23 protein-coding genes are annotated in these 21,980 nt (G+C 72.4%); 16 read left to right on the plus strand and 7 right to left on the minus strand.

All coding sequences use genetic code 11. The annotated features are described in order from the left end of the window. Positions 1 to 9: 9 nt before the first annotated feature. Positions 10 to 378 (plus strand): VOC family protein, encoded by a 369-nt coding sequence (locus DEJ28_RS14580; protein WP_181433883.1) that lies wholly within the window; start codon positions 10 to 12, stop codon positions 376 to 378. Here DEJ28_RS14580 and DEJ28_RS14585 read toward each other — a convergent pair. Next, complete coding sequence (locus DEJ28_RS14585) at positions 362 to 916, minus strand: YbaK/EbsC family protein (RefSeq protein WP_111117491.1); 555 nt, start codon at positions 914 to 916, stop codon at positions 362 to 364. The two genes, DEJ28_RS14580 and DEJ28_RS14585, sit on opposite strands and share 17 nt — an antisense overlap. Positions 917 to 959: 43 nt before the next feature. Here DEJ28_RS14585 and DEJ28_RS14590 point away from each other — a divergent pair, with 43 nt between their 5' ends. The 3 genes from DEJ28_RS14590 to DEJ28_RS14600 all read left to right on the plus strand — a co-directional run bounded on the left by DEJ28_RS14590 (position 960) and on the right by DEJ28_RS14600 (position 2,604). Then, positions 960 to 1,613 (plus strand): CatA-like O-acetyltransferase, encoded by a 654-nt coding sequence (locus DEJ28_RS14590; protein WP_111117490.1) that lies wholly within the window; start codon positions 960 to 962, stop codon positions 1,611 to 1,613. 83 nt (positions 1,614 to 1,696) lie between these two features. Further along, the gene (locus tag DEJ28_RS14595; RefSeq protein WP_258368296.1) at positions 1,697 to 2,122 is read left to right on the plus strand and encodes a GNAT family N-acetyltransferase; all 426 of its coding nucleotides are present in this window, start codon (positions 1,697 to 1,699) and stop codon (positions 2,120 to 2,122) included. 101 nt (positions 2,123 to 2,223) lie between these two features. After that, complete coding sequence (locus DEJ28_RS14600) at positions 2,224 to 2,604, plus strand: VOC family protein (protein WP_111117489.1); 381 nt, start codon at positions 2,224 to 2,226, stop codon at positions 2,602 to 2,604. 168 nt (positions 2,605 to 2,772) lie between these two features. Here the strand turns inward: DEJ28_RS14600 and DEJ28_RS14605 are convergent, their stop codons facing one another. Genes DEJ28_RS14605 through DEJ28_RS14615 form a run of 3 tightly spaced genes read right to left on the minus strand, consistent with a single transcriptional unit; the run spans position 2,773 to position 6,337 of the window. After that, complete coding sequence (locus DEJ28_RS14605; RefSeq protein WP_111117488.1) at positions 2,773 to 4,395, minus strand: type 2 periplasmic-binding domain-containing protein; 1,623 nt, start codon at positions 4,393 to 4,395, stop codon at positions 2,773 to 2,775. A gap of 5 nt (positions 4,396 to 4,400) precedes the next feature. Beyond that, positions 4,401 to 5,327, minus strand: a complete 927-nt coding sequence (locus DEJ28_RS14610) for a carbohydrate ABC transporter permease (RefSeq protein ID WP_111117487.1) — start codon at positions 5,325 to 5,327, stop codon at positions 4,401 to 4,403. Continuing rightward, positions 5,324 to 6,337: an ABC transporter permease gene (locus DEJ28_RS14615; RefSeq protein WP_258368295.1), complete on the minus strand. Its 1,014-nt coding sequence runs from the start codon at positions 6,335 to 6,337 to the stop codon at positions 5,324 to 5,326. Before DEJ28_RS14615 ends, DEJ28_RS14610 begins: the two co-directional genes overlap by 4 nt. A gap of 115 nt (positions 6,338 to 6,452) precedes the next feature. Between DEJ28_RS14615 and DEJ28_RS14620 the strand changes: the two genes are divergently transcribed. From DEJ28_RS14620 to DEJ28_RS14645, 6 genes are all read left to right on the plus strand, one after another. Beyond that, positions 6,453 to 7,475 (plus strand): Gfo/Idh/MocA family protein, encoded by a 1,023-nt coding sequence (locus tag DEJ28_RS14620; RefSeq protein ID WP_111117485.1) that lies wholly within the window; start codon positions 6,453 to 6,455, stop codon positions 7,473 to 7,475. After that, positions 7,472 to 8,497 (plus strand): Gfo/Idh/MocA family protein, encoded by a 1,026-nt coding sequence (locus DEJ28_RS14625; protein WP_111117484.1) that lies wholly within the window; start codon positions 7,472 to 7,474, stop codon positions 8,495 to 8,497. The genes DEJ28_RS14620 and DEJ28_RS14625 overlap by 4 nt, the downstream gene beginning before the upstream one ends. A 157-nt stretch (positions 8,498 to 8,654) precedes the next feature. Then, positions 8,655 to 10,850, plus strand: coding sequence for an acyltransferase family protein (locus DEJ28_RS14630; protein WP_181433882.1), 2,196 nt, complete (start codon positions 8,655 to 8,657; stop codon positions 10,848 to 10,850). A gap of 19 nt (positions 10,851 to 10,869) precedes the next feature. After that, positions 10,870 to 11,682 (plus strand): class I SAM-dependent methyltransferase, encoded by an 813-nt coding sequence (locus DEJ28_RS14635; RefSeq protein WP_284180748.1) that lies wholly within the window; start codon positions 10,870 to 10,872, stop codon positions 11,680 to 11,682. 129 nt (positions 11,683 to 11,811) lie between these two features. Continuing rightward, complete coding sequence (locus DEJ28_RS14640; protein ID WP_111116989.1) at positions 11,812 to 12,819, plus strand: LacI family DNA-binding transcriptional regulator; 1,008 nt, start codon at positions 11,812 to 11,814, stop codon at positions 12,817 to 12,819. 154 nt (positions 12,820 to 12,973) lie between these two features. After that, positions 12,974 to 13,360 (plus strand): VOC family protein, encoded by a 387-nt coding sequence (locus DEJ28_RS14645; protein ID WP_111116990.1) that lies wholly within the window; start codon positions 12,974 to 12,976, stop codon positions 13,358 to 13,360. Between the two features lie 150 nt (positions 13,361 to 13,510). On the opposite strand, the gene DEJ28_RS14650 is transcribed toward DEJ28_RS14645, so the two are convergent. Both DEJ28_RS14650 and DEJ28_RS14655 read right to left on the minus strand, forming a co-directional pair. Further along, positions 13,511 to 14,269, minus strand: a complete 759-nt coding sequence (locus tag DEJ28_RS14650; protein WP_349774933.1) for an esterase/lipase family protein — start codon at positions 14,267 to 14,269, stop codon at positions 13,511 to 13,513. Next, complete coding sequence (locus DEJ28_RS14655) at positions 14,266 to 15,039, minus strand: alpha/beta fold hydrolase (protein ID WP_111116991.1); 774 nt, start codon at positions 15,037 to 15,039, stop codon at positions 14,266 to 14,268. The genes DEJ28_RS14650 and DEJ28_RS14655 overlap by 4 nt, the downstream gene beginning before the upstream one ends. 119 nt (positions 15,040 to 15,158) lie before the next feature. Between DEJ28_RS14655 and DEJ28_RS14660 the strand changes: the two genes are divergently transcribed. The 3 genes from DEJ28_RS14660 to DEJ28_RS14670 all read left to right on the plus strand — a co-directional run bounded on the left by DEJ28_RS14660 (position 15,159) and on the right by DEJ28_RS14670 (position 17,808). Further along, the gene (locus tag DEJ28_RS14660; RefSeq protein WP_111116992.1) at positions 15,159 to 15,782 is read left to right on the plus strand and encodes a hypothetical protein; all 624 of its coding nucleotides are present in this window, start codon (positions 15,159 to 15,161) and stop codon (positions 15,780 to 15,782) included. A gap of 16 nt (positions 15,783 to 15,798) precedes the next feature. Next, complete coding sequence (locus DEJ28_RS14665; RefSeq protein ID WP_111116993.1) at positions 15,799 to 16,347, plus strand: dihydrofolate reductase family protein; 549 nt, start codon at positions 15,799 to 15,801, stop codon at positions 16,345 to 16,347. A 162-nt stretch (positions 16,348 to 16,509) separates the two neighbouring features. Further along, entirely contained in the window at positions 16,510 to 17,808 is a 1,299-nt protein-coding gene (locus tag DEJ28_RS14670) for an NAD(P)/FAD-dependent oxidoreductase (RefSeq protein WP_111116994.1), read from the plus strand. 68 nt (positions 17,809 to 17,876) lie between these two features. Here DEJ28_RS14670 and DEJ28_RS14675 read toward each other — a convergent pair whose 3' ends face one another. Continuing rightward, positions 17,877 to 18,782: an SDR family oxidoreductase gene (locus DEJ28_RS14675; RefSeq protein ID WP_111116995.1), complete on the minus strand. Its 906-nt coding sequence runs from the start codon at positions 18,780 to 18,782 to the stop codon at positions 17,877 to 17,879. 94 nt (positions 18,783 to 18,876) lie between these two features. On the opposite strand from DEJ28_RS14675, the gene DEJ28_RS14680 reads away from it, so the two are divergent. The 3 genes from DEJ28_RS14680 (at position 18,877) to DEJ28_RS14690 (ending at position 21,974) form a co-directional block, all read left to right on the plus strand. Continuing rightward, positions 18,877 to 19,449, plus strand: coding sequence for a TetR/AcrR family transcriptional regulator (locus tag DEJ28_RS14680; protein WP_111117049.1), 573 nt, complete (start codon positions 18,877 to 18,879; stop codon positions 19,447 to 19,449). 110 nt (positions 19,450 to 19,559) lie between these two features. Continuing rightward, positions 19,560 to 20,762, plus strand: a complete 1,203-nt coding sequence (locus DEJ28_RS14685; protein WP_181433832.1) for an acyltransferase family protein — start codon at positions 19,560 to 19,562, stop codon at positions 20,760 to 20,762. A 33-nt stretch (positions 20,763 to 20,795) separates the two neighbouring features. Continuing rightward, positions 20,796 to 21,974 (plus strand): FAD-dependent oxidoreductase, encoded by a 1,179-nt coding sequence (locus DEJ28_RS14690; RefSeq protein ID WP_111116997.1) that lies wholly within the window; start codon positions 20,796 to 20,798, stop codon positions 21,972 to 21,974. Positions 21,975 to 21,980: the final 6 nt, after the last annotated feature.

The following is a 21,980-nucleotide window of genomic DNA, read 5'->3' on the forward strand; positions in this document are numbered from 1 at the left end:
GTGTCGGCCATGATCGGCACACTCGACGTCGTCGTCCTGGACTGTCCGGACCCACGTGTCCTCGCCCGCTTCTACGCCGAACTGCTCGGCGGGGAGATCGTCGGCTTCGACGACGACTGGGCGGAGGTCGCGCTGCCCTTCACCGACCACCGCCCGATCCTGGCGTTCCAGCAGGTCGCGGACTACCGCGCGCCGGAGTGGCCGGGGCAGGACGTCCCGCAGCAGAGCCACCTCGACGTGAAGGTCGACGACCTCGACGCCGGCGAGACCGCGGTCCTGGCGATCGGCGCGACGGCGACGGGTTCGGTGACGGACACCTTCCGCGTGTACCTCGACCCCGCCGGTCACCCGTTCTGTCTCATCAGTCCGAACGACTGACCGGGTCGGTCGCGAGGCCGCCGACGACCGTCACGTTCGGCAGCGCCGCGAGGACGGACCCAGGGAGGAACACCTTCGCCGCGCGCCGGCCTGCGCCGATCACGACGTCCGGGGCGCTCAGCACGCGCTCGTCGACGTACACCGGCCACGACGACGGCAGCCCGATCGGGGTGATGCCGCCGTACTCCATGCCGGTCAGCTCCACCGCTTCGTCCATCGGGGCGAAGCTCGCCTTCCGGACGTCGAGCAGTTTCTTCACGACTCGGTTCACATCGAGCTTCGTCGAGGCGAGCACCACGCACGCGGCGTAGCGGACCTCGTCGCCACGCTTGCCCGCGACGACGATGCAGTTCGCGCCGCCCTCGAGCGGGAAGCCGTAGGCCTCCGAGAACGCGGCGGTGTCGGCGAGGTCAGGATCGATCGACGCGGCCTCGATCCGTGTGAGCAGGTTCGTCGGCAGGGCGACGAGGGCTTCGGCGACGGGGATCGCGAGGAATCCGGTGGCGACCAGGGCAGGGACTCGTTCGAGCGTCGGCATGGCTCCACCCTAGGGACGGCGTCCTCGCGCGACACTGAGGCCCATGACGCAACTCCGGGCGATCGACGTCGACCAGTGGCCCCGGCGTGAGCACTTCGAGCACTACCGGCAGCGGACGCGGTGCTCCTACGAGGTGACCGTCGACGTGGACGTGACGGCATTCGTCGCGGCCGTCCGCGGGAGCGCGGCCAAGACCTACGCGTCCCAGATCTGGGCGATCGCGACCGTGGTCAACCGCCACGCGGAGTTCCGCATGCAGCTCCTCGACGACGGCTCCCCGGCGGTGTGGGACGTCGTGCACCCGATGTTCACGGTGTTCCACCCGGAAACGGAGACGTTCTCGGCGCTCGCGGTGCCGTACGACGACGACTTCCGGCGGTTCCACGACGCGGCCTCGGCGACGATGGAGCAGTACCGCGACGACGTCCGGATGTTCCCACAGGACGACCGGCCGCGGAACGTGTTCGACGTCTCGACCTTCCCGCGGACGTCGTTCACCGGGTTCGCACTGCACGTGGAGGACGGCTCCGACCACCTCCTGCCGATCATCACCCTCGGGCGCTACCGAGAAGTCGACGATCGGACGGTCATGCCGATGGCGCTGCAGATCAACCACGCTGCCGCCGACGGTTTCCACACGTCGCGGCTCCTCGACGAGCTCGAGGCCCTGTTCGCGGACCCGTCGTGGCTGCGGTGACCGTCCGCCGTGCCCACCCGTCCGATGCGGTGTCCATGGCACGCGTGCACGTCGAGTCGTGGCGATCGACCTACCGAGGATTGATGCCGGACGCGATGCTCGACGATCCCGGGTTCGTCGCGCGCCGGGAGCAGTTCTGGACCGCTGCCCTCACCGACGAGCGCTTCGCCGCGAACCACATCGTCGTGGCCGTCGCCGACCACGACGACGCGGTCGTGGGCATAGCGATGTCGGGGCCGGCAACGGCAACGGGCGACGACTCCGCCGCCGTGCAGCTGTACGTCCTGTACCTGCTCGACGGGCACCACGGTTCGGGCACGGGGAGCGCGCTGCTGGATTCGGTCCTGGACCCGGGGGACGACGCCGTGCTCTGGGTCGCCGACCCGAATCCGCGTGCGCAGGCGTTCTACCGGAAGCACGGGTTCGTGTTCGACGGTGCCGAGCAGACCGACGGCGGGGTCCGCGAACGACGGATGGTCCGACCGAGGCAGGTTCCGTCTGTGATCTGACCGTTCCGGTCCACGATCCTCGGGGTTCGCGGACCAGAACGGTCAATTTCGAAAAGGATCGTGCGGTCGCCTCGGGCGAGAGTCAGGAGTAGAACGGCCGCATGGTGAACGCCGTCGTGCACGTCGAACTCATCGGCCCCGATCCCGAACGGCTCCGCGCCTTCTACGCCGCGCTGTTCGGTTGGGACTCCCCCGCCGGAGCGCCGGTCGCCGACGCGATCTCGGGACCGACGGCGTACTCGTTCATCGACCCTGTCGAGGGCGCGGGACCGGTCGCGGGCGGCATCGGTGGCGGGCCGGGCTTCGCGGCACACGCGATGTTCTACGTCGGGGTCGACGACGTCGCGGCGGCACTTGAGCAGGTCGAGGCGCTCGGCGGCACCGTCGTCCTGCCGCCGCAGCGGAACGAGGGCGGCGGCGTGACCGTCGGTCACTTCCGCGATCCCGCCGGCAACCTCGTCGGGGTCGCCGGTCCGGCCTGAACGCCCCGCGTCACGCACCCGAGGCGCGGTGCGGGCCTGCACCGCGCCTCCAGTCCGATCGCACCCGCACCCACGTGAGACGCCCCGTCGGTCGCGAGACGCCGCCCGATCCGGCGGTGTCTCGACGGCGGGACGGTGTCTGGCCAGCGCGACCAGCGCGACCCGGGGTCAGGCGGCGCGCGCCTCCAGTGCCTCCTCGTACTCGCGGCGGATGGCGTCACCACCCCGGCGCCGCCAGTCGCGGACGGTCGACCCCCAGGAGGAGACCTTCGCCCTCCCGAGCAGCACGTCGTTGATCGCGTTCGTCGCGAAGGTGCCGAGCGCCGGTCCCTTCGTCGAGTTCGACGGCGAGTACAGGCCGTAGACGGGGTTCGGCTGCCCGTCGTCGAGCCACGACGCGAGGGACTCGTACACGGTGTCCGTCATCGCGGCGTTGCCGGCGTAGTAGAGCGGCAGCGGGCACTCGGTGAAGTACTGCAGCGGGAACTCACCGAGGGCGGTCTCGCTGTTGCCGGTCTTCGTGAGCACGGGGGCGCCGTCGCGGTACTCGAAGTCGCGGCCCTCGATGCCGAACTTGCGGTACATCCACGCCTCGGTGCCGAAGGGCGAGGCGCACCAGTCGAGCACCTCGAGGAGCATCCTGACCCGCGCCTCGGGCCCGGCGGCGATCGAGGCGATCGTGTTGTTCGGGTCGCCGAGCCAGGGCTTCGCCGTCCCGCCGGAGGGGCCGACGAAGGGTGCGATCGTCAGCTCGAACCCGCTGCCGGGCGTGGCCTGCTGCAGCAGCCCGGGGATGGCGCTGTACGTGTCGGACAGCATGAGCGCCGAGCCCTGCACGAACCACACCTTCCCGTTGTAGGCCGTGATGCTGTCGGGGTGCACGAGGTCCTCGGCGACGAGCTTCCGGGACACATCGAGGAGTTCCACCCACTCCTCGAGCTCGTACATGTGCGTCAGGCGTCCGCCCTGCTGCTGCCACTGGTTCGGCAGCCCGAGCATCGGCGCGAGGATGTTCGTCGGCACCGAGGCCAGCGCCCACCGGTTCGCATGCGGGTCGGACACCTGCCGGCAGAGCTGCACGAACTCGTCGACGCTCGAGAACGCCGGGTCGACGCCGAGTCCCCCGAAGACGTCCTGCCGTCGATGCAGTGCCTGCGAGGTGAGCGGGCCGCGGGGCACCGGCACGCCGTAGATGCCTCCCGAGAACACCGTGCCGCGCCAGGACGCGGTCGGCAGGTTCGCCAGGTACGGGTAGTCCCGCACACCGCTGCCGGACAGGTGCGGGCTGAGGTCGGCGGCCTTCGCCTCGAGGAACTGCGGCAGGTACGAGAACGCCCCGTTGATGGTGAAGACGTCGCCGAGGGTGTCGCCCGCGACCTGCGTGGCGAACTTGCTGCCGAAGTCCGCGTTCGGGGTGATCGTCAGGTCGAGGTCGATCCCCATCCGCTGGTCGAGTCCCTGCCAGTAGGGGTTGCTCCCCTTCGACGGCGGGATCGGCGAGTTGGTCGGCACGCTGCCGTGCACGGTGGAGCCGTCGCCCGGCTTCCGCGCGGTGGGCACCAGGCGGTCGGGGATCCTCCGGAACGCGCTCGGCATGAGCGCGCTGGTCTTCGGCAGCGCCGGTTCCGGTCCTCCGGTCCAGGGCACGTAGTCCGGCAGCTGCACGGCCTTGTTGATCGCCTTGACGTCCGTCGAGCGGGTCACGGTGGAACAGCCGGCCAGGAGGCCCGTGGCTGCGATCCCGAGACCGCCCCCGATGAGCGCGCGGCGGGTGATTCCGTTGTTCGTCACAGTGTTCAGCCCTTCACCGCACCGGTCAGGACACCCTTGGCGAAGTGCCGCTGCAGGAACGGGTAGACGATGAGGATCGGCACGATCGAGACCACGAGGATCGCCATCTGGATCGAGGCCTGCGGGGGCAACGCGTCCGACGAGGTACCGAGGTCGGCACCGCCGAGCTGCGTGTTGTTGATGACGTAAGTGCGGAGGACGAGCTGCAGCGGCCACTTCGCGGTGTCGTTGATGTACAGCAGCGCGTTGAAGAAGGCGTTCCAGTACCCGACCGCGTAGAACAGCCCGATCACGGCGAGGACGGCCTTCGACAGCGGCAGCACGATCCGCCAGAACACCGCGAAGTCCCCGGCACCGTCGATGCGGGCGGACTCGATGAGCTCCTTCGGGATCGCCATGAAGAACGACCGCATCACGATGACGTTGAAGGCGCTGAGGGCGGTCGGCAGGATGAGCGCCCAGTACGAGTCGAGCAGCCCGAACTGCTTCACGACGAGGTAGTTCGGGATGAGCCCGGGCGCGAACAGCAGGCTGACGAGCACGAGACCCAGGACGAACCCGGAGCCGTACGAGCCGGGGCGGCTCAGGGCGTAGGCGAGCATCGCGCTCACGAACAGGCTGATGAGCGTGCCGACCAGGGTGATGCCGATCGACACGACCATGGCGCGGGTCACGACGCCGCCGGCGAGGATGCTCTCGTACGCGCCGAGGTCGAGTCCCTTCGGCCACATCACGAACCCACCGGCGTCGTTCACCTGGGCGACGGGCGCGAGGCTCGTCGACACGATCCCGACGAAGGGCAGGATCACGACGAGGCAGATCACGAGCAGGACGAAGCCGGTGAGCAGGCGTCCGGGTAGCGGTGCCGCGTCGAGCGTGCGGCGCTTCCTCCGCTTCGCCCCGGGGACGGTCACGGTGTGCGTGGCGGTCATCGCGCCTCCTTCTGGTAGACGCCCGCTTCGCCGAAGACGTGCGCGAGCTTGTTGGCTCCGAGGACGAGCAGGACGCCGACGACGCCCTTCACCAGGCCGACGGCGGCGGCGACGCCCCACTGCCCGCCGAGCACGCCGTTGTTGTAGACGTAGGTGTCGAGGACCTCGCTCGCGGCCCGGCCGACGGCCTGCTGCTGGAGGAGGATCTGCTCGAACCCGACGGTCAGGGAGTCCCCGAGCCGCAGGATGAGCAGCAGGATGATGATGCCGCGCATGCCGGGCAGGGTGACGTGCCACAGCTGCCGCCAGCGCGAGGCGCCGTCCATCTTCGCGGCCTCGTACAGGCTCGCGTCGATCGAGCTGAGCACCGCGAGGAACAGGATCGTCGCCCAGCCGGTGTCCTTCCAGATCACCTGGCTGGTGAGCAGCGCGACGAAGCCGTTCGGGTTGCCGAGGAAGTCGATCGCGTCACCACCCGCGGCGCGGATCGCGTTGTTGACGAGCCCCGAGCCGCCGAGGATCTGCTGGAACACCGCGACGACGATCACCCACGACAGGAAGTGCGGCAGGTAGAGGATCGACTGCACGACGCCCTTGATGCGCTCGGACAGCAGCGAGTTGAGCATGATCGCGAGGATGATCGGCGCGGGGAACACGAACACGACCTGCACGAGCGTGATGAGGAGCGTGTTGCCGAGCGCGCGGAGGAACTCCGGGTCGCCGTCGAACACCACCGCGAAGTTCTCGACGCCGACCCAGGGGCTGCGGCCGAGCGGCACGAAGGGCAGGTACTCCTGGAACGCGATGAGGTTCCCGAGGAGCGGCAGGTAGTGGAACCCGAGCAGCAGCGCGACACCGGGCAGCCCCATCAGGAGCAGGACCTTGTCGCGCCGGATCCGCTGCCACCTGCTGCGGCGGCGGAGCCCGGGGTCGGGCGGTGGCGCAGCACCGGGGTCGTGGTGTGCAGCGGTCCGCGTGCGGTTCGTCGCACGGTCGTCGAGCTTGGTCACTCGTGGGCCCCCTCCGTTGGATTCCTGGAGCGACCCTGGCGTCCGTGGCAACCGTCCGGCAACCCGTTGCCAAACCTTTCCATCGTTGTAACGGTCCATCTCCTACGCTGGCACCATGACGCTGCAGTCGAGCCCCCGCCCACGGAGACGGATCGGCCTGGTGGGAGCGGGCGGCATCGCGGTCGCCCACGTCCCCGGCCTGCTCCGGCTCGGCGACGTCGTGGTGCACTCGCAGGAGGGCGCCCGGGCACTCGTCGACGCCTTCGCGGACGAGGCCGCCGCGGTCGGCAGCACGTTCACCGTCGCCGACTCCCTCGACGAGCTCCTCGCCTCGGTCGACGTGGTGGACGTGGTCGTACCCACCCCCGCGCACGCACCGGTCGTCCGGGCAGCGCTCGCCGCCGGCAAGCACGTCGTGTCCGAGAAACCGCTCGCCCGCACGGACGCCGACGCCGCGGACCTCGTCGCCCGCGCCGACGCCGCCGGCCTGCAGCTCTACCCGGCCCACGTCGTCCGCTGGTTCCCCGCGTACGCACGGCTGCACGAGGCCGTCACCGCCGGCCTGCTCGGCGACCTCGCCGTCCTGCGGTTCTCGCGCGCCGGCGCCTTCCCGACGCGCGTCGCCTGGTTCGGCGACCGGGCCCAGTCCGGCGGGATCGTGATGGACCAGATGATCCACGACCTCGACGTCGCCCGGTGGGTCGCCGGCGAGGTCGTCCGGGTCTCCGCCGTGTCCGTCCGCACCGGCGACGACGAGCACCCGGTCGAGGCCGCGCACGTGCTCCTCACCCACGCGTCCGGCGCGATCAGCCACGTCGCCGGTCTGTGGGGACCGCAGCACCTCGCCTTCACCACCGAGTACTCCGTGACGGGCACGCTCGGCAGCCTGTCGCACTCGTCCCTCGCCGAGGAACCCACCCGCAGCGACCTCGCCGCACCGACCGCGGTGGACGGCTTCCTGCCGGCGGTCGACCCCGGCGAGGACCCGTACGCCCTCGAGCTCGCGGCCTTCGTCGCCGCGTTCGAGGGCGGCCCGCTCCCCCGGGTCACGGCAGCGGACGGCGCCGTCGCGGTCCGGATCGCGAACGCCGCGCTCGAGTCGATCGAGTCCGGGCAGCCCGTGGAGGTCTCGCTGTGACGCTCCGGGTCGGCGTGCTGTCGTTCGCCCACACGCACGCCATCGGGTACCTGTCCGCCCTCGCCGCGATGCCCGACGTCGAGGTGCTCGGGTCCGACCCCGGCGGGGTCTCCACCGGCCCGTCCACCGGCGAACTGCGGGGCGCTGCGCTCGCCGCCGCGCTCGGCGTCACGTACGCCGACTCGTACGACGAACTGTTCGCGTGGGGCCCGGACGCCGTCGTCGTCACCAGCGAGAACGCCCGGCACCGGGAGCTCGTCGAACGCGCAGCCGCAGCCGGTGCGCACGTGCTCTGCGAGAAGCCGCTCGCGACCACGTGGGAGGACGGGCTCGCGATCCGCGACGCGGTGCAGCGCGCCGGGGTCCAGCTGATGATGGCGTTCCCGGTGCGGTTCGCCTCGGCGTTCGACCGGCTGCGCGCCACCCACGACTCGGGAGCGCTCGGCACCGTCTTCTCGGTCCGCGGCGCCAACAACGGCATGCTCCCCCTCACCCGCGACTGGTTCACCGACCCCGAGCTGAGCGGCGGCGGCGCGATCGTCGACCACGTCGTGCACATCGCCGACCTGCTCGACGGCCTCACCGGTGCGGCCCCGGTGTCGGTCACGGCGGTGGCGAACCGCGTCCTGCACGCCGAACGGGCGCGGGCCGAGACCGCGGGACTCGTGACCGTGACGTACGACACCGGCATGATCGCGACGATCGACTGCTCGTGGAGCCGCCCCGACACGTCCCCGGTGTGGGGCGGGCTCACGCTCGACGTCGCGGGCACCGGTGGGACCGTGTCGGTGGACTTCTTCGGCGCGGCCGCCCGAGGCCTCCACGCGGTTGACGGCCGTCCCATCGAGCTCCGGTACGGCGCCGACCACGACGTGCCGATGCTCCGCACGTTCCTCGACGCGGTGCGGTCGGGCGTCCAGCCCCAGCCGGACGTGGACGTCGGGCTCCGGACGCTGTCCGTCGTCCTCGCCGCGCAGGAGTCGGTGCGGACCGGGCGGACGGTCACCGTCCCGACGACGTGACCCCCGGGGGCGGCCCCGCCGCGGACGGTGCTGCAGGTCGGACGGGAGGCGCGTGGCGGCGCCGTCCCGCGCCTCCCGGATTCGTGTCGGTGACGTTCCGGGCGGTACCGTCCCAGGGAGCGGTCCGGACCACCGACCGCGGAGCAGGGAGGGTCTCGTGACCGTCGCGCCGCCGCGCGCAACGCGCCATGCTCCCGTCGGACGCCACCGTTCCGGCCGGACGCCGCGCCACCCGGGCACCGCGGCGTCCACCAGGGACCTGCGGCTCGAGATCCAGGCCGTCCGCGCGATCGCCATCGCCGTGGTGGTCGTCTACCACCTGTTCCCCCGGGTCCTGCCCGGCGGCTACGTGGGCGTCGACGTCTTCTTCGTCATCTCCGGGTTCCTCATCACCGCGCACATCGCGAAGCCCCTGAGCACCGGACGGTTCAGCTTCCGCGTCTTCTACGCGCGACGCGCCTGGCGGCTCCTGCCGGCATCGATGGCGACGCTCTTCGTGACCGTGATCCTGACGGCGGTCTTCGTCCCCCGGACGCTCTGGAAGGACTTCACCGAGCAGATCATCGCCAGCGCCCTCTACGTCGAGAACTGGGCGCTCGCCGGGAACTCCGTCGACTACTCGGCGCTGGCGTCGGACTCGAGCATCGTCCAGCACTTCTGGTCGCTGTCCACCGAGGAACAGTTCTACGCCGTCTGGCCGCTCGTCCTGTGGTTCTGCGCGTTCCTGCGGTACCGACGTCGCCGACGGAACGGCGTGTCCCTGGCGCCGGCGATCGCCATCGCACTCGGCGCCGTGTTCGTGCTGTCCTTGGCGTCCTCGATCTGGGAGACCGCGCACTCCCCCGCGTCCTACTTCCTGACGACCACCCGGGCGTGGGAGTTCGCCGCCGGCGGGTTGCTCTGGCTCGGGTTGCAGCGCGTCCGCATCCCGGCGGCGCTCGCCGCGACGATGAGCTGGGCGGGCCTCGCCCTCATCGTGACGACCTCGCTCCGGTTCGACGCGTCCACGCCGTTCCCGAGCTGGACCGCGCTCATCCCCGTGATCGGGGTGGCGCTCATCATCGCGGGCGGGATGCCCGCGCCGCGGTGGGGGCCGGCGTTCCTCTACCGGCTCCGCGGCGTGCAGTGGCTCGGTGACGTCTCCTACTCGCTGTACCTCTGGCACTGGCCGCTGCTCATCGTGATGCCGTTCGTCATCGGGCTGACCACCGGCGAAGCGACCCTGCTCTGGGCGAAGGGGCTCGTCCTCGTCCTCGCACTCGTGCTCGCCCACTTCTCACGCCGGCTCATCGAGCAGCCGGTGATCGCGTTCTCCGCCGAACGCATGCGCGCCCCGCGCCCGCGGCACCGTGGGATCCTCGTGCTCGCCGTCGCCGGCATGCTCGTCGTCGCCCTGCCCGCCGCCGGGATGTACGGTTCGGTCGTCCGGGAGCAGTCGGCGAGCGCCACCACCGGAGTCACCACGGCGGCGGACGGCACCCTCACCAGCCCCGACTGCTACGGCGCCGCCGCGATGCAGCCCGGCGCGGACTGCCCGCAGGTGGCCGCCTCCGACATCAGCCCGAGCCCGGTGCAGGCCGCCGCCGACGACTTCGCCGACCAGTCCGGCAGCGGCTGCCAGATCGCCGGCGACGACACGACCGTCAAGGGCTGCGAGGTCGGCGACCCCGACGGCACCGTCCGGCTCGCGATCGTCGGGGACTCGCACGCCGCGAACGTCGTCCCGTCCCTGCAGATCATCGCGAAGGCGAAGCACTGGAGCCTCACGACGTACCTGCACTCGGGCTGCCCGATGACCCGGGCGCTCGTGACCGAGTCGTGCAACACGTGGAAGGCCGACACGCTCGAGCGCCTCCAGCAGGAGCGCTACGACGTGGTGTTCGTCGCCGCGATGTCCCGCACACCGTGGCCGCACGGCATCATCCGGCAGGCCGACCAGCTGACGCCGGCGATCCGTGACGCCGCAGCCGCCGCCTACGCCAAGACGTGGGTGCGGCTGCAGCAGGCCGGGTCCGCCGTCGTCGCCCTGCGGGACAACCCCGACCCCGGCATCGGCGGGGTGTCCGACGTGCCGAGCTGTGTCGAGCAGCACGGCGACGGGGCGGCCTGCGACGTCAGCGAGGCCGACGCGCTCCTCGACGACCCGGTCGCGGAGGCCGCACGGACGACGCCCGGCGTCACGCTGATCGACCCGACCGCGATGTTCTGTGCGGACGGCAGCTGCCCCGCGGTCATCGGCGGGGTCGTCGTGTACCGGCAGGTGCAGCACGTGACCCAGACCTACGCGCGGTCGATGGCGCCGTTCCTCGAGCCCGAGGTGACGGCGGCGGTCGACGCGGCCCTGGCCCGCTGACTCCGGGCATGCTGGGGGCATGACCTTCGAGCAGCACGCGCAGTCGTTCGGAGCGGCGGCGGACGCCTACGAGCGAGGACGGCCGGGGTACCCGGACGAGGTGGCGGACTGGCTGGTGCCGGACGGGGCGGGCGCGGACGGGGCGGGCCGCGGCGCGGGCGCGGAGGGGGCGGGCGCGGACGGGGCTCGTGTCGTCGTGGACGTCGGGGCGGGGACCGGGAAGTTCACGCGGACGCTGCTCGGCCGGGCGGGCCGCAGCGTCACCGGCGTCCCGTTCGAGGTCGTCGCCGTGGAGCCGGACGCCGCGATGCGGGCACGTCTGACCGCGGCGCTGCCCGGGGTCCGGGCTCTCGACGGCACCGGTGAGTCGATCCCCCTCGAGGACGGGTCCGCCGACGCGGTGACGTTCGCGCAGGCCTGGCACTGGGTCGACCCGGCACGCGGTGCCGCCGAGGTCGCCCGGGTCCTCCGTCCCGGCGGCGTGCTCGGCCTCGTGTGGAACGTGCGGGACGAGACACGGCCCTGGTCGGCACGGCTCGGCGCACTCATGAAGCAGCCGGAGTCCCGGGTGATGGACTACGGCGCGCCCGTCGTCGGCGCCCCGTTCGACGGCGGCGAGTACCGGCGGTTCCCGTGGGTGCACGAGCAGGAGCGGTCGGCGTTCCTCGACATGGTCGCGTCGCGGAGCTACGTCATCGTCCGACCACCGGAGGAGCGGGCGGCGCTGCTCGACGCCGTGCAGCGACTGCTCGACGAGGACCCGGACACCGCCGGCCGAGCGACCGTCCCGGTGGCGTACACGACGCACGTGCACCGGTACCTGCGGCCCTGACGGGTGCCGTCGTGTCTGCCTGCTGGTTGTCGGTGTGCCGGCCCGCTGGGTGCCGGCCCGCGCCCTGCCGGGTGTCGGCCCGCCAGCCTGACGCCGTTCGACGCCTCCGCCCGCGCTACGCTCGTCCCGATGCGCGCAACCGTGCGGGACGTGGCCGCCCTCGCCGGGGTGTCGCCGAAGACCGTCTCCAACGTCATCAACGGCGGCGTCGTGGTGCGCCCGGAGACCAAGGCCCGGGTCGAGCAGGCACTCGCCGAGCTCGACTACGTGCCGAACCTCTCCGCCCGTGGGCTGCGCAACGGCCGGTCCGGAGCGATCGCGCTGACCCTCCCCGAGATGGCGAGCGCGTACTCCGCCGAACTGGCGCAGTGGTTCGTCGAACTCGCTCGGGAGCGCGGGTGGACCGTGCAGCTCGACCAGACCGGCAACGACCCGGCACGGGAGCGCGACCTGGTGTCGCGGGCACGCGCACACCTCGTCGACGGGCTGATCCTCAACCCGGTGTCCCTCAGCGCGAGCGTCCTCGCCGGGGCCGAGGGGCTGCCACCGACGGTCGTGATCGGTGAGGTCGAGCCGGAGCACGTCGACCAGGTGCACGTCGACAGCCGTGCGGCGGCCGAACAGGTCACCGCGTACCTCGTGTCGCGCGGGCACCGCCGGATCGCGATCGTCGGTGCGGCCCGGGCCGAGGCTCCGACCGCCACGAGCGAGCTCCGGGAGCGCGGGTACCTCGAGGGGCTCGCCGCCGCGGGCATCGCCCCCGACCCGGACCTGCGCGTCCCGCTGCCCGGGTGGACGACCAGCGCGGCCGCCTCGGCGTTCGTGGAGTGGCTCGACGAGCACCCGCTGCCCGACGCGGTGTTCGCGTTCACGGACTCGATCGCGTTCGGGGTGCTCCACGTCCTCGCGGCGCGGGGCATCCGGGTGCCGGAGCAGGTGAGCGTCATCGGGTTCGACGACGTCGACGGAGCCGCGTACGCGATCCCGGCGCTCAGCACGGTGTCGTTCGACCGGCGGGCCTTCGCGACCGCTGCCCTCGACCTGCTCACCCGGCGGATCGAGGACCGCGAGGCCCCTCCGGAGACCGTCGTGATCCCGCACCGCATCGTCGAGCGTTCGAGCGTCGCCCCGCGCTGACGACGCCGAGCGCGTGCGTCGTTTCGCGCCGAGCGACACCTCACGCCGTCGCCCACGCGTGGACTGTCGCTCGGCGCGTGACCACGTCCGAGCGACGTCGAGCGCGTGCGTCGTTTCGCGCCGAGCGACGTCGCCCCGGCGTACGCTCCGCCGCATGACCGCCGCTGACCCGTCGATGCCGACGCTCGCCGCCACCGTGCTGCAGTCCCCGGACGCCACCGCCCTCGCCCGCTTCTACGGCGCCCTCACCGGCTGGACCGTGTTCGAGGACGACCCCACCTGGGCCAGGGTCCGTCCCGCCGACGGCCCGGGGCTCTCCGTGCAGTACGAGCCCGCCTACGTCGCGCCGACGTGGCCCGGCACCGAGGACGCCCCCGGGATGCAGCTGCACCTCGACTTCCAGGTGGAGGACCTGCCCGCCGCGGTCTCCCGTGCCGAGCGGCTCGGCGCCCGCCAGGCGGAGTACCAGCCGCAGGACGACGTGCGCGTGATGCTCGACCCGGACGGGCACCCGTTCTGCCTGTTCCTGCCGGGCGCCTGAGCCTCGGGGGACGTCGGCACGTCGCACCGTGCGAGGTCCCCCTCGAACCGTGCAACGTCGCACGGTGCGAGGTCCGCCGAACCGTGCGAGGTTGCACACTCCGTGCTGGGTGCCGACGGCAGCACGGAACACGGAACCCCGCACCGTTCGTCACGGACCCGCGCCACCCGCGCCGCCCGCCGGGTCCGCGGCCGCCAGCACCGCCGAGCGCGTCCGCGCGTCCCCGAGGATCCGGAAGTGCCCGCCCACCGGCACCCGCACGTTCGTGGCCCCGGCGAGCGCGCTGCCCTCCGGGATGAGCGTGTCGAACACCCCGAAGACCGAGGTGATCCGCGCGTTCGCGTCGAGTTCCCGCGCGAGCCCCGCCAGCACCGGGTCCGCCGCACGGAACGCCCGCAGGTGGCGCACGGGCGCGAGCCGCGCGTACCCGGACCCGGCGAACGGCGTCGACACCGCCACCATCCGGTCGATCCTCCCGTGGCCGTCGAGCCGCGTCATCGCGTACTTCCCGATCAGCCCGCCCTTGCTGTGCGCCACGACGAGGACGTTCCGCAGGTCGTGCTCCTCGAGGTACGCGAGGACCTCTTCCGCCGACTCGGGCACGGGTCGCAGGTTGTGCCGGAGCACCGGCAGCACGTGCACCGGGTGGCCCCGGTCGTGCAGCGCGTCCATCAGCGGGCGCATGAAGTGCCAGGTCTCGTAGACGCCGGGGACCACGACGACGGGCTGGCCGTCGCCGCTCCGGTAGTCGTCGGCGGTGGTCGGTCCGAGGCTCCGCACCTGCCACCTGACCGCGTACCACCAGTCGAGTGCGGCCCACCATCCGCGACGCACCAGGGAGATCCGGACGGGAGGCGCGGTGCGGTCCGTCCGCGTCGGCCCGGCTCCGGACGTGGTCGCGTCCGTCACCGCAGTCCCTCCAGGGTCTGGACGCGCTGGAACTCGCCGACGAGCCGGGCGAACGCCACCGGCTGGTGCTCCTGCACGTGGTGCGGCCCGGGCAGCTCGACGAACGCCCCGCGAGGCGCGGCGGCAGCCAGTCGGGCCGCCCAGTCGCGCCGCCCGATCGGGTCCCGGGTGCCACGGACGACGAGGACGGGCTGCCCGACGTGCGGCATCGTGTCCTCGAGCCGGTGCCGGAGCATCGGTCCGAGTTCACGGAGGTACTGCGGGACGCTGCGGAAGTAGTCCGTCAGGACGACGGTGTTCATCCGGACACCCTCGGTGAGGCAGTCGCGCGCGAGGTCGATCCCCTGCAGGAGTGCCGATCGACGGCCCGGGACGACGACGGGCCCGACGAGGACCACCGACTCGACGTCGTCGACGTGCCGGCGTGCGGCCTCGGCGACGATCTGGGTGCCCATCGACTGCCCCACCAGCACGAGCGGACCGGCGCCGCGGGAACGGGCGGCCCGGACGACGATGTCCGCGAGTTCCTCGACCTGCAGCGGCCGTCCGGCGCCGGGCAACCCGCCGAAGCCCGGCATGTCGACGCTGACGGTGCGGTGGGTCGCGGCGAGTGCCCGCTGCGTCCGGCGGAAGGAGCGGTGCGACATCCCGATGCCGTGGACGAGGACGACCGTCGGTGCCAGGTCGTCCCGGACCCGCCCGGCCGGGGCGAGCGTGTGGAGGCGCACGGGCAACCCGTCGATCCGGACGGTCTCCACCTTGGCGCGCACGCCCCGAGGGTACGCGGAGCGCCCTGCACGGCCACGGTGGTGAACGGGCCCCGTGCTGCACAGTCCCACGTCAGCGTCGTCATCGCCCGCGCATAGGGAACGGGTGTGCACTCGTCCGCATGAACGACGACACCACCACGGACCCCGCGGACCGCGGCGAGTCCCCCGCTGCCGAGCCGACGAGCTCGACCGGCACGACCGTCCCGACCAGCAGCGCCTCGCCGGCGGGCTGGGGAGCGGCTCCGACGCCCACGTCGACCTCCACCCTCGACGTCCCCGCCCCGACGCCCGCCGGCCCGTACGCCGCGCAGGACCCGTACACGGCACCGAACCCGTACTCCGGGCACGACCCCTACGCGCCGAACCCGTACCAGGTGCCGAGCACCTCGGGCGCGGCCTGGCAGCAGGGCGCCCCGCACGGTGCGACCCCCTGGTACGGCAGCGCCGCGACGACGCGCAAGGGCGGCCCGAAGCCGCCGTGGTTCTCGCCCGTGATCGCCGTGGCCGTCGGCCTCGCGGCGCTCCTCGTCGGCGGCGGCATCGGCTTCGCCGTCGGGCACGCGATCGGTGGCTCGAGCAACTCGACGACGCAGGTCCCCGGCACGAACCAGTTGCCCGGCGGCGGCACCGGCCAGTTCCCGGGCAACGGCACCCAGGGCGGCACCGGGAGCGGCACCGACGACGGCACCGGCTCCGGGACGGGTACCGGTTCGGACACGAGCGGTTCCTCCGCGAACAGCTGAGCGCTACGCTCCGGTCATGCGCAAGCTCACCGCTGGTCTGTTCGCCTCCGTCGACGGCGTCGTGCAGGACCCCTTCCGGTTCCAGTACGACTCCTTCGACGACGAGCTCGGTGCCGGGATGGGCGCCTTCATGGCCCGGACCGACACCGTCCTGCTCGGGAAGAACAGTTACCTCGAGTGGAGCGAGTGGTGGCCCGCCCACCCGGAGGACGGCTTCGGCCAGTGGATCAACCCGATCGAGAAGCACGTGGCCTCGACCACCCTCGGCGACGACCTGGCGTGGGAGAACAGCACGCGCATCACGGGCGACCTCGACGACTTCGTCCGTGACCTCAAGCAGCGCGACGGGGCCGACATCGCCGTCTGCGGGAGCGTCACCGTCGTCCGCCACCTGCTCTTCGCGGGCCTCCTCGACGAACTCCAGCTGATGGTGCACCCGGCCATCGCCGGAGCCGGCCGCAAGCTCTTCGAGCCGACCGACCCGGCCACGCGCCTGCGGCTGGTCAGCAGCACCGTGACGAGCAAGGGCAACGTCGTGAGCACCTACGCACCGCTGGAGGTGTGACGGAGGCGAGCCGCCTCCCTCGCGGGCTCCGTCGGCGCGACCCGCGCGACGCTCCGCGTCGCCGCCGAGCGGGTCGCGCCCGGCCCCGTGAACAGGGCGTGGGCCAACCGCGCGTACCCTCAGAGGCGACCGATCTCACCACTCGAGGAAGCCGGAGTCAGCATGCCCCAGGACACCCGCCCGCACGTCGTCATCGTCGGCGGTGGATTCGCCGGTGTCGCCGCGATGCGCGAACTCGCCGACGCACCGGTCCGGGTGACCCTGGTCGACCGCCACGTCTACAACATGTTCCAGCCCCTCATGTACCAGGTGGCGACGGGCGGCCTGAACGCCGGCGACGTGACGTACTTCCTCCGCAGCCTCCGCGCGAAGCAGCGCAACGCCGAGTTCCGGCACGGCCTGCTCACCGGCATCCGGGCCGACGAGCGCATCGCCGAGATGTCCGACGGCGAGCACCTGCACTACGACTGGCTCATCCTGGCCAACGGGGTGAACACGAGCTACTTCGGCACCCCCGGCGCGTACGAGTACGCGTACTCGATGTACTCCCGTTCGCAGGCGCTCCGCATCCGCGACGAGCTGTTCACCCGACTCGAGGAAGCCGCGGCGAACCAGGGTCCGGACGAGATCAAGATCGTCATCGTGGGCGGCGGCGCGACCGGCGTCGAGATGGCCGGCGCGCTCGCCGAACTCCGCGACCAGGCCCTCGTCGGCGCCTACCCGGAGATCGAGCGCGGCAACATCTCGATCACCCTCGTGCACCGCAGCGGCGAGCTCCTCAAGCCGTTCGCCCCGCGCCTCCGTCGGTACGCGGCGAAGATCCTGCGGAAGCGCGGCGTCGTGCTGCGCCTCAACACGGGTGTCGCCGAGGTGAAGCGCGACGGCGTCGTGACCGCCGAGGGCGAGTTCATCCCCGCGTCGCAGGTCATCTGGGCGACCGGTGTCACGGCGCACAAAGAGGTGGCGGGCTGGGGCATGCCGCAGACACACGGCGGGCGCATCCAGGTGAACGACGACCTCAGCGTGAAGGGCGTCGAGCGCATCTTCTCCGCCGGGGACATCGCGGCGCAGGACGACGCCCTCGCTCAGCTCGCGCAGCCGGCACTGCAGGGTGGTCGGCACTGCGCACGGTCGATCGTCCGGCTCATCGAGGGCAGGTCGACCGAGCACTTCAAGTACTTCGACAAGGGCACGATGGCGACGATCGGCACGAACGCCGCGGTCGCGCAGCTGCGGGGCGGCATCACGATGGTCGGGCCGATCGCGTGGGCGGCCTGGGTCGCGGTGCACATCGCGTCGCTGCTCGGCAACGGCAACCGGCTGTCGACGCTGTCGCACTTCTTCGTCCGCTACCTGTGGTTCATGCGGAAGCGCTCGATCCCGATCGTGGGCGACGTCCGGCCCGTCCGGCCGAACGGCGACCGCGAGCCCGACCCCTGGCAGCTGCAGAAGGCCGAGTAGGCGGCGACGGCCTGGAGGCGCGGGGCGGCGCCGCCACGCGCCTCCAGGCCGCCCTCTGGGCACCTCGACTACGCGACGCGGACGTCGAAGTAGGCGCCGGCGGCGATGTCCTCGAGGAGGCCCGGGCCGGTCGGCTCCCAGCCGAGGAGCTCCCGCGTCGCGTCGGACGTCGCGGACATCTCCATGCCGAAGAAGTTCCCGATGAACCCGAAGTGGTCGACCGCGTCGGCCGGGTCGATCGAGGTCACGGGCAGCCCGAGTCCCTCGCCGATGGCCTCGGCGATCGCCCGGGTCGGGATCGAGGTCTCGGCGACGGCGTGCAGGCGTGCGCCGGCCGGGGCCTGCTCGAGTCCGAGCCGCACGAGCCGCGCGGCATCGGTGACGTGCACGGCTGCCCAGCCGTTCGTGCCATCGCCGACGTAGCCCGAGACGCCGTTCTTGCGCGCGGCCGCGGCGATGAGCGCGATGAAGCCGTGGTCTCCGGTGCCGTGCGTCGTGGGGCTGAAGCGGGCCGCGATGGTGCGGACGCCCTGGTCGACGAAGTCGAGGGCGCGGTTCTCGCTGCCGCCGCGCATGCTGTCCGGCCCGACGAACGGGTTCGCGTCGGTCTCGTTCGCCGGACGCCCCGATGCCATGCCGGCGACGCCGGAGGCCACGACGAACGGCCGGTCGGTGCCGACGAGCGCCTCGGCGATCGTCTCGACGGCGGCCCGCTCGCTCGCGTTGGTGGCGGCGGCGTTCGCCCAGTCGTGCTTGTTCGCGAGGTGCAGGACGCCCTCGGAATCCGCGGCACCGCGACGGATGGCGTCGAGGTCGTCGAGGTCTCCGCGGAGGACCGTGACGCCCTTCGCCTCGAGGGCTGCGGCGGAGGCATCGGAGCGGGCGAGGCCGGTGACGGCGTGCCCGGCGGCGAGGAGGTCGTCGACGGTGTGGGAGCCGATCCATCCGGAGGCCCCGGTGACGAACACGTGCATGGTGGTTCCTTTCGCAGGTGTCCACGGCGTGATGTCATGAACTGACATCACCGTAGCACTCGATGTCAGCCGCTGTCATCAGTAGACTGCGGTCATGGCTCGATGGCAACCCGGAACCCGCGAACGGCTGCAGGCGACGGCGCTGCAGCTCTTCGCGTCGCGGGGGTACGACCAGACGACCGTCGCGGAGATCGCCGCCGCGGCCGAGGTCACCGAGCGCACCTTCTTCCGGCACTTCGCCGACAAGCGCGAGGTCCTCTTCGCCGGGCAGGACGACTTCCTGGGGATGTTCACCGGGCCGATCGAGACAGCCCCGGCCGAGACCGCACCGTTCGACCTCGTCCGGCTGGCGCTCGAGGCCAGCGGCGCCTTCTTCCCCGACGATCGTCGCCCGTGGTCGCGGGGACGGCAGGAGATCATCGACGCGCACCCGGCCCTCGGCGAGCGGGAACTCGGGAAGCTCGCGACGCTCAAGGGCCGGCTCGGCGAGGTCTTCCGCGAGCGCGGCATCCCCGAGCCGGCGGCCACCATGGCGGCGGAGACGGCGGTCACGGTGTTCCACCTGTCGTTCGCACAGTGGATCGCCGCCGACGAGGACCGCTCCTTCCGGGCCATCGCCCGCGAGCGGCTCGACGCCCTGACGAGTCTGGTGCACCCCGCGCACTGAGGGTCCTCTTACCCGCGGGGAGCACGCTGGTCGGTACCAGGGACGACCAGGGACGACCAGGGACGCCGCGACCAGGACGCCGGTCCGGCGTGACCCCGCAGGGAGGGAACGTGGCGACGAACACGCTCGCACCCGAGCGCACGCGGACGACTTCCGCGCGCTCCGACCGGGCGGCGCGACCGACACCGCCGCCGCCGCTGACACACCGCGCCCCGGCACTCGACGGCCTCCGCACCGTGGCGATCCTGATCGTGATCCTCTACCACCTGCACGTGCCGCAGTTCGAGGGCGGCTTCATCGGCGTGACGGTGTTCTTCGTGCTCTCCGGGTTCCTCATCACGACGCTGCTCCTCGGTGAGCACCGCCGCACCGGGCGCATCCGCCTCGGCTCGTTCTGGACGAAACGGCTCCTCCGCCTCTACCCGGCGCTCCTCGCACTGGTCGTCGTCGGCCTCGCACTGTGGAGCTGGGTCGGCGACTACAAGGGTGCCTCGTTCTCCCCCGGCGAGGCGGCGTTCATCGCGCTGAGCTACACCGGCAACCTGTTCCGCTCGTACTGGGACACCACGCAGGGCGTCTTCGCGCACACGTGGAGCCTGTCCATGGAGGAGCAGTTCTACCTGCTCTGGCCGCCCGTCCTCGTGCTGCTCGTCGCACTGCGGTCCCGCCGACACTGGCTGATGGCCGGCCTCGGCGTCGTGATCGTCGGCGCGGCGGCGGCCTCGTGGGCGAGCTACCGGACGCCGAACGGCGGCGCGACGCCCGACGTGTACTTCTCCCCCGTGCTCGGAGTGGTGCCGCTCGCGACCGGGTGCCTGCTCGCGCTGCTCCTCGACGACGAGCGTGTGCGGCGGTGGGCGGCCGGGCTCGCCGGACACGTCGGCACCTGGCTCGGCCTCGCGCTGCTCGCCGGCGTGCAGTTCTGGATCGACGACGACTGGACGCAGCACGCGTGGTCGTTCGGCGTGGTGCTGCCCGTGACGGGCCTCATCTCGGCGCTCCTCATCGGCGGCCTGGTGTCGGTCCGGTCCCCGGTGTCCACCGCGCTCGCGTGGACCCCGATGTCCTGGTTCGGGCGACGCGTCTCGTACTCGGCGTACCTCTGGCACCCCCTCGTGATCGCCCTGCTCGGCACGTTCGCGATCGGGGCGTGGGGCACGGTCTGGCTCATCGGGGTCGCCCTGCTCGTCGCCGTCGGTGCGGCGTACGCAGTCGAGGTGCCGGTGGAGCGGCTCCGGAAGCGCCTGCGTGACGCCCGACGCCTGGTGGTGGCCGACCGGTCCGAACGCGAGACGGCCGACCTGCGCGGCTGAGCGCCGAGGCCCGCGCGTCCGTAGGCTCGCACCGTGACCACGGAGCGCGTCGACGTCCTCGTCGTCGGCGGCGGCCCCGTCGGCCTGTTCACCGCTGCGCTCCTCGCCGCCCGGGGCACCGACGTCGCCGTGTGGGAACGCCGCGCCGAGCTCCCGACCGGGTCGCGCGCGATCGGCATCCACCCGCCGTCGCTCGACGCCTTCGCCGCGATCGGCCTCGACGAACCGTTGCTCGCCGAGGCCACCAGGGTCCGCACCGGTGTCGCCCGGAGCCGCGGCCGCCACCTCGGCACCCTCACCTTCGACCGCGCCTCCGGCACCCACCCGTACGTGGCGACGCTCGACCAGCACCGCACCGAGACCCTGCTCCGGGACCGCCTCACCGCGCTGGCGCCGGCATCACTCCGCACCGGCACGGCCCTCACCGGGCTGGAACGGCACCGCGACCACGTCGACGCGACGGGCACCGGGCCCGACGGCGACCGGGTGTCGGTGCGGGCCGCGTTCGTCGTCGGAGCGGACGGCGCCCGCAGCGTCGTCCGTGACCTGCTCGGCATCGGCACGAGCGGACGGGACTACCCGGACCGCTACGTGATGGGCGACTTCGCCGACCCCGAACCCGTGGCCGCCCGGAGCGCGGCCCTCGTCGACGTCGGGCCGGACGGGGTCGTCGAGTCGTTCCCACTGCCCCACGGCCGCCGCCGGTACGTCGCCCTCGTCCCCGACGACGCGGCGTTCGCCGCAGCCGACACCACGAGCGGCGCCCCGGAGGCCGCGCTCGCATCGCTCGTCTCCGCGCGGACCGGGGTCGCGCCGGACCCGGCGAGCTGCTCGATGACGAGCGGGTTCCGGGTCCGCCGCCGCACCGCGGACCGGATCGGTGTCGGACGGGTCGTCCTGGTCGGTGACGCCGCGCACGAGATCAGCCCGATCGGCGGGCAGGGCATGAACCTCGGATGGCTCGACGCGGCCGAGCTCGCGCCGCTCCTCACCGACGCGGTCGCGTCCGGCACGTCCGGTCCGTGGCCCGGGTACGCGCGTCGCCGACAGGCGTCAGCGGCGCGCGCGGCCCGCCAGGCCGAGGTCAACATGGCGCTCGGCCGTCCGTTGGGTGCGCTGGGAGCGGTCGGCCGGGAGGCGCTGCTCCGGACCGCCCTGTCCCTCCCGACCGCGCACGGCCTGGCCCGGATCTACGCGATGCGCTGGGCCTGACGTGTC

Source organism: Curtobacterium sp. MCPF17_002 (assembly GCF_003234115.2).
Taxonomy (GTDB): Bacteria; Actinomycetota; Actinomycetes; order Actinomycetales; family Microbacteriaceae; genus Curtobacterium.

Excerpts from the sequence above, each read along its gene's own strand:
- DEJ28_RS14595 (WP_258368296.1), top strand. The coding sequence starts at position 1,697 with ATGCCGGACGCGATGCTCGACGATCCCGGGTTCGTCGCGCGCCGGGAG.
- DEJ28_RS14665 (WP_111116993.1), top strand. The coding sequence starts at position 15,799 with ATGCGCAAGCTCACCGCTGGTCTGTTCGCCTCCGTCGACGGCGTCGTG.
- DEJ28_RS14600 (WP_111117489.1), top strand. The coding sequence starts at position 2,224 with ATGGTGAACGCCGTCGTGCACGTCGAACTCATCGGCCCCGATCCCGAA.
- DEJ28_RS14580 (WP_181433883.1), top strand. The coding sequence starts at position 10 with ATGATCGGCACACTCGACGTCGTCGTCCTGGACTGTCCGGACCCACGT.
- DEJ28_RS14585 (WP_111117491.1), bottom strand. The coding sequence starts at position 916 with ATGCCGACGCTCGAACGAGTCCCTGCCCTGGTCGCCACCGGATTCCTC.
- DEJ28_RS14620 (WP_111117485.1), top strand. The coding sequence starts at position 6,453 with ATGACGCTGCAGTCGAGCCCCCGCCCACGGAGACGGATCGGCCTGGTG.
- DEJ28_RS14680 (WP_111117049.1), top strand. The coding sequence starts at position 18,877 with ATGGCTCGATGGCAACCCGGAACCCGCGAACGGCTGCAGGCGACGGCG.
- DEJ28_RS14645 (WP_111116990.1), top strand. The coding sequence starts at position 12,974 with ATGACCGCCGCTGACCCGTCGATGCCGACGCTCGCCGCCACCGTGCTG.
- DEJ28_RS14590 (WP_111117490.1), top strand. The coding sequence starts at position 960 with ATGACGCAACTCCGGGCGATCGACGTCGACCAGTGGCCCCGGCGTGAG.
- DEJ28_RS14670 (WP_111116994.1), top strand. The coding sequence starts at position 16,510 with ATGCCCCAGGACACCCGCCCGCACGTCGTCATCGTCGGCGGTGGATTC.
- DEJ28_RS14640 (WP_111116989.1), top strand. The coding sequence starts at position 11,812 with ATGCGCGCAACCGTGCGGGACGTGGCCGCCCTCGCCGGGGTGTCGCCG.
- DEJ28_RS14660 (WP_111116992.1), top strand. The coding sequence starts at position 15,159 with ATGAACGACGACACCACCACGGACCCCGCGGACCGCGGCGAGTCCCCC.
- DEJ28_RS14675 (WP_111116995.1), bottom strand. The coding sequence starts at position 18,782 with ATGCACGTGTTCGTCACCGGGGCCTCCGGATGGATCGGCTCCCACACC.
- DEJ28_RS14635 (WP_284180748.1), top strand. The coding sequence starts at position 10,870 with ATGACCTTCGAGCAGCACGCGCAGTCGTTCGGAGCGGCGGCGGACGCC.
- DEJ28_RS14610 (WP_111117487.1), bottom strand. The coding sequence starts at position 5,327 with ATGACCGCCACGCACACCGTGACCGTCCCCGGGGCGAAGCGGAGGAAG.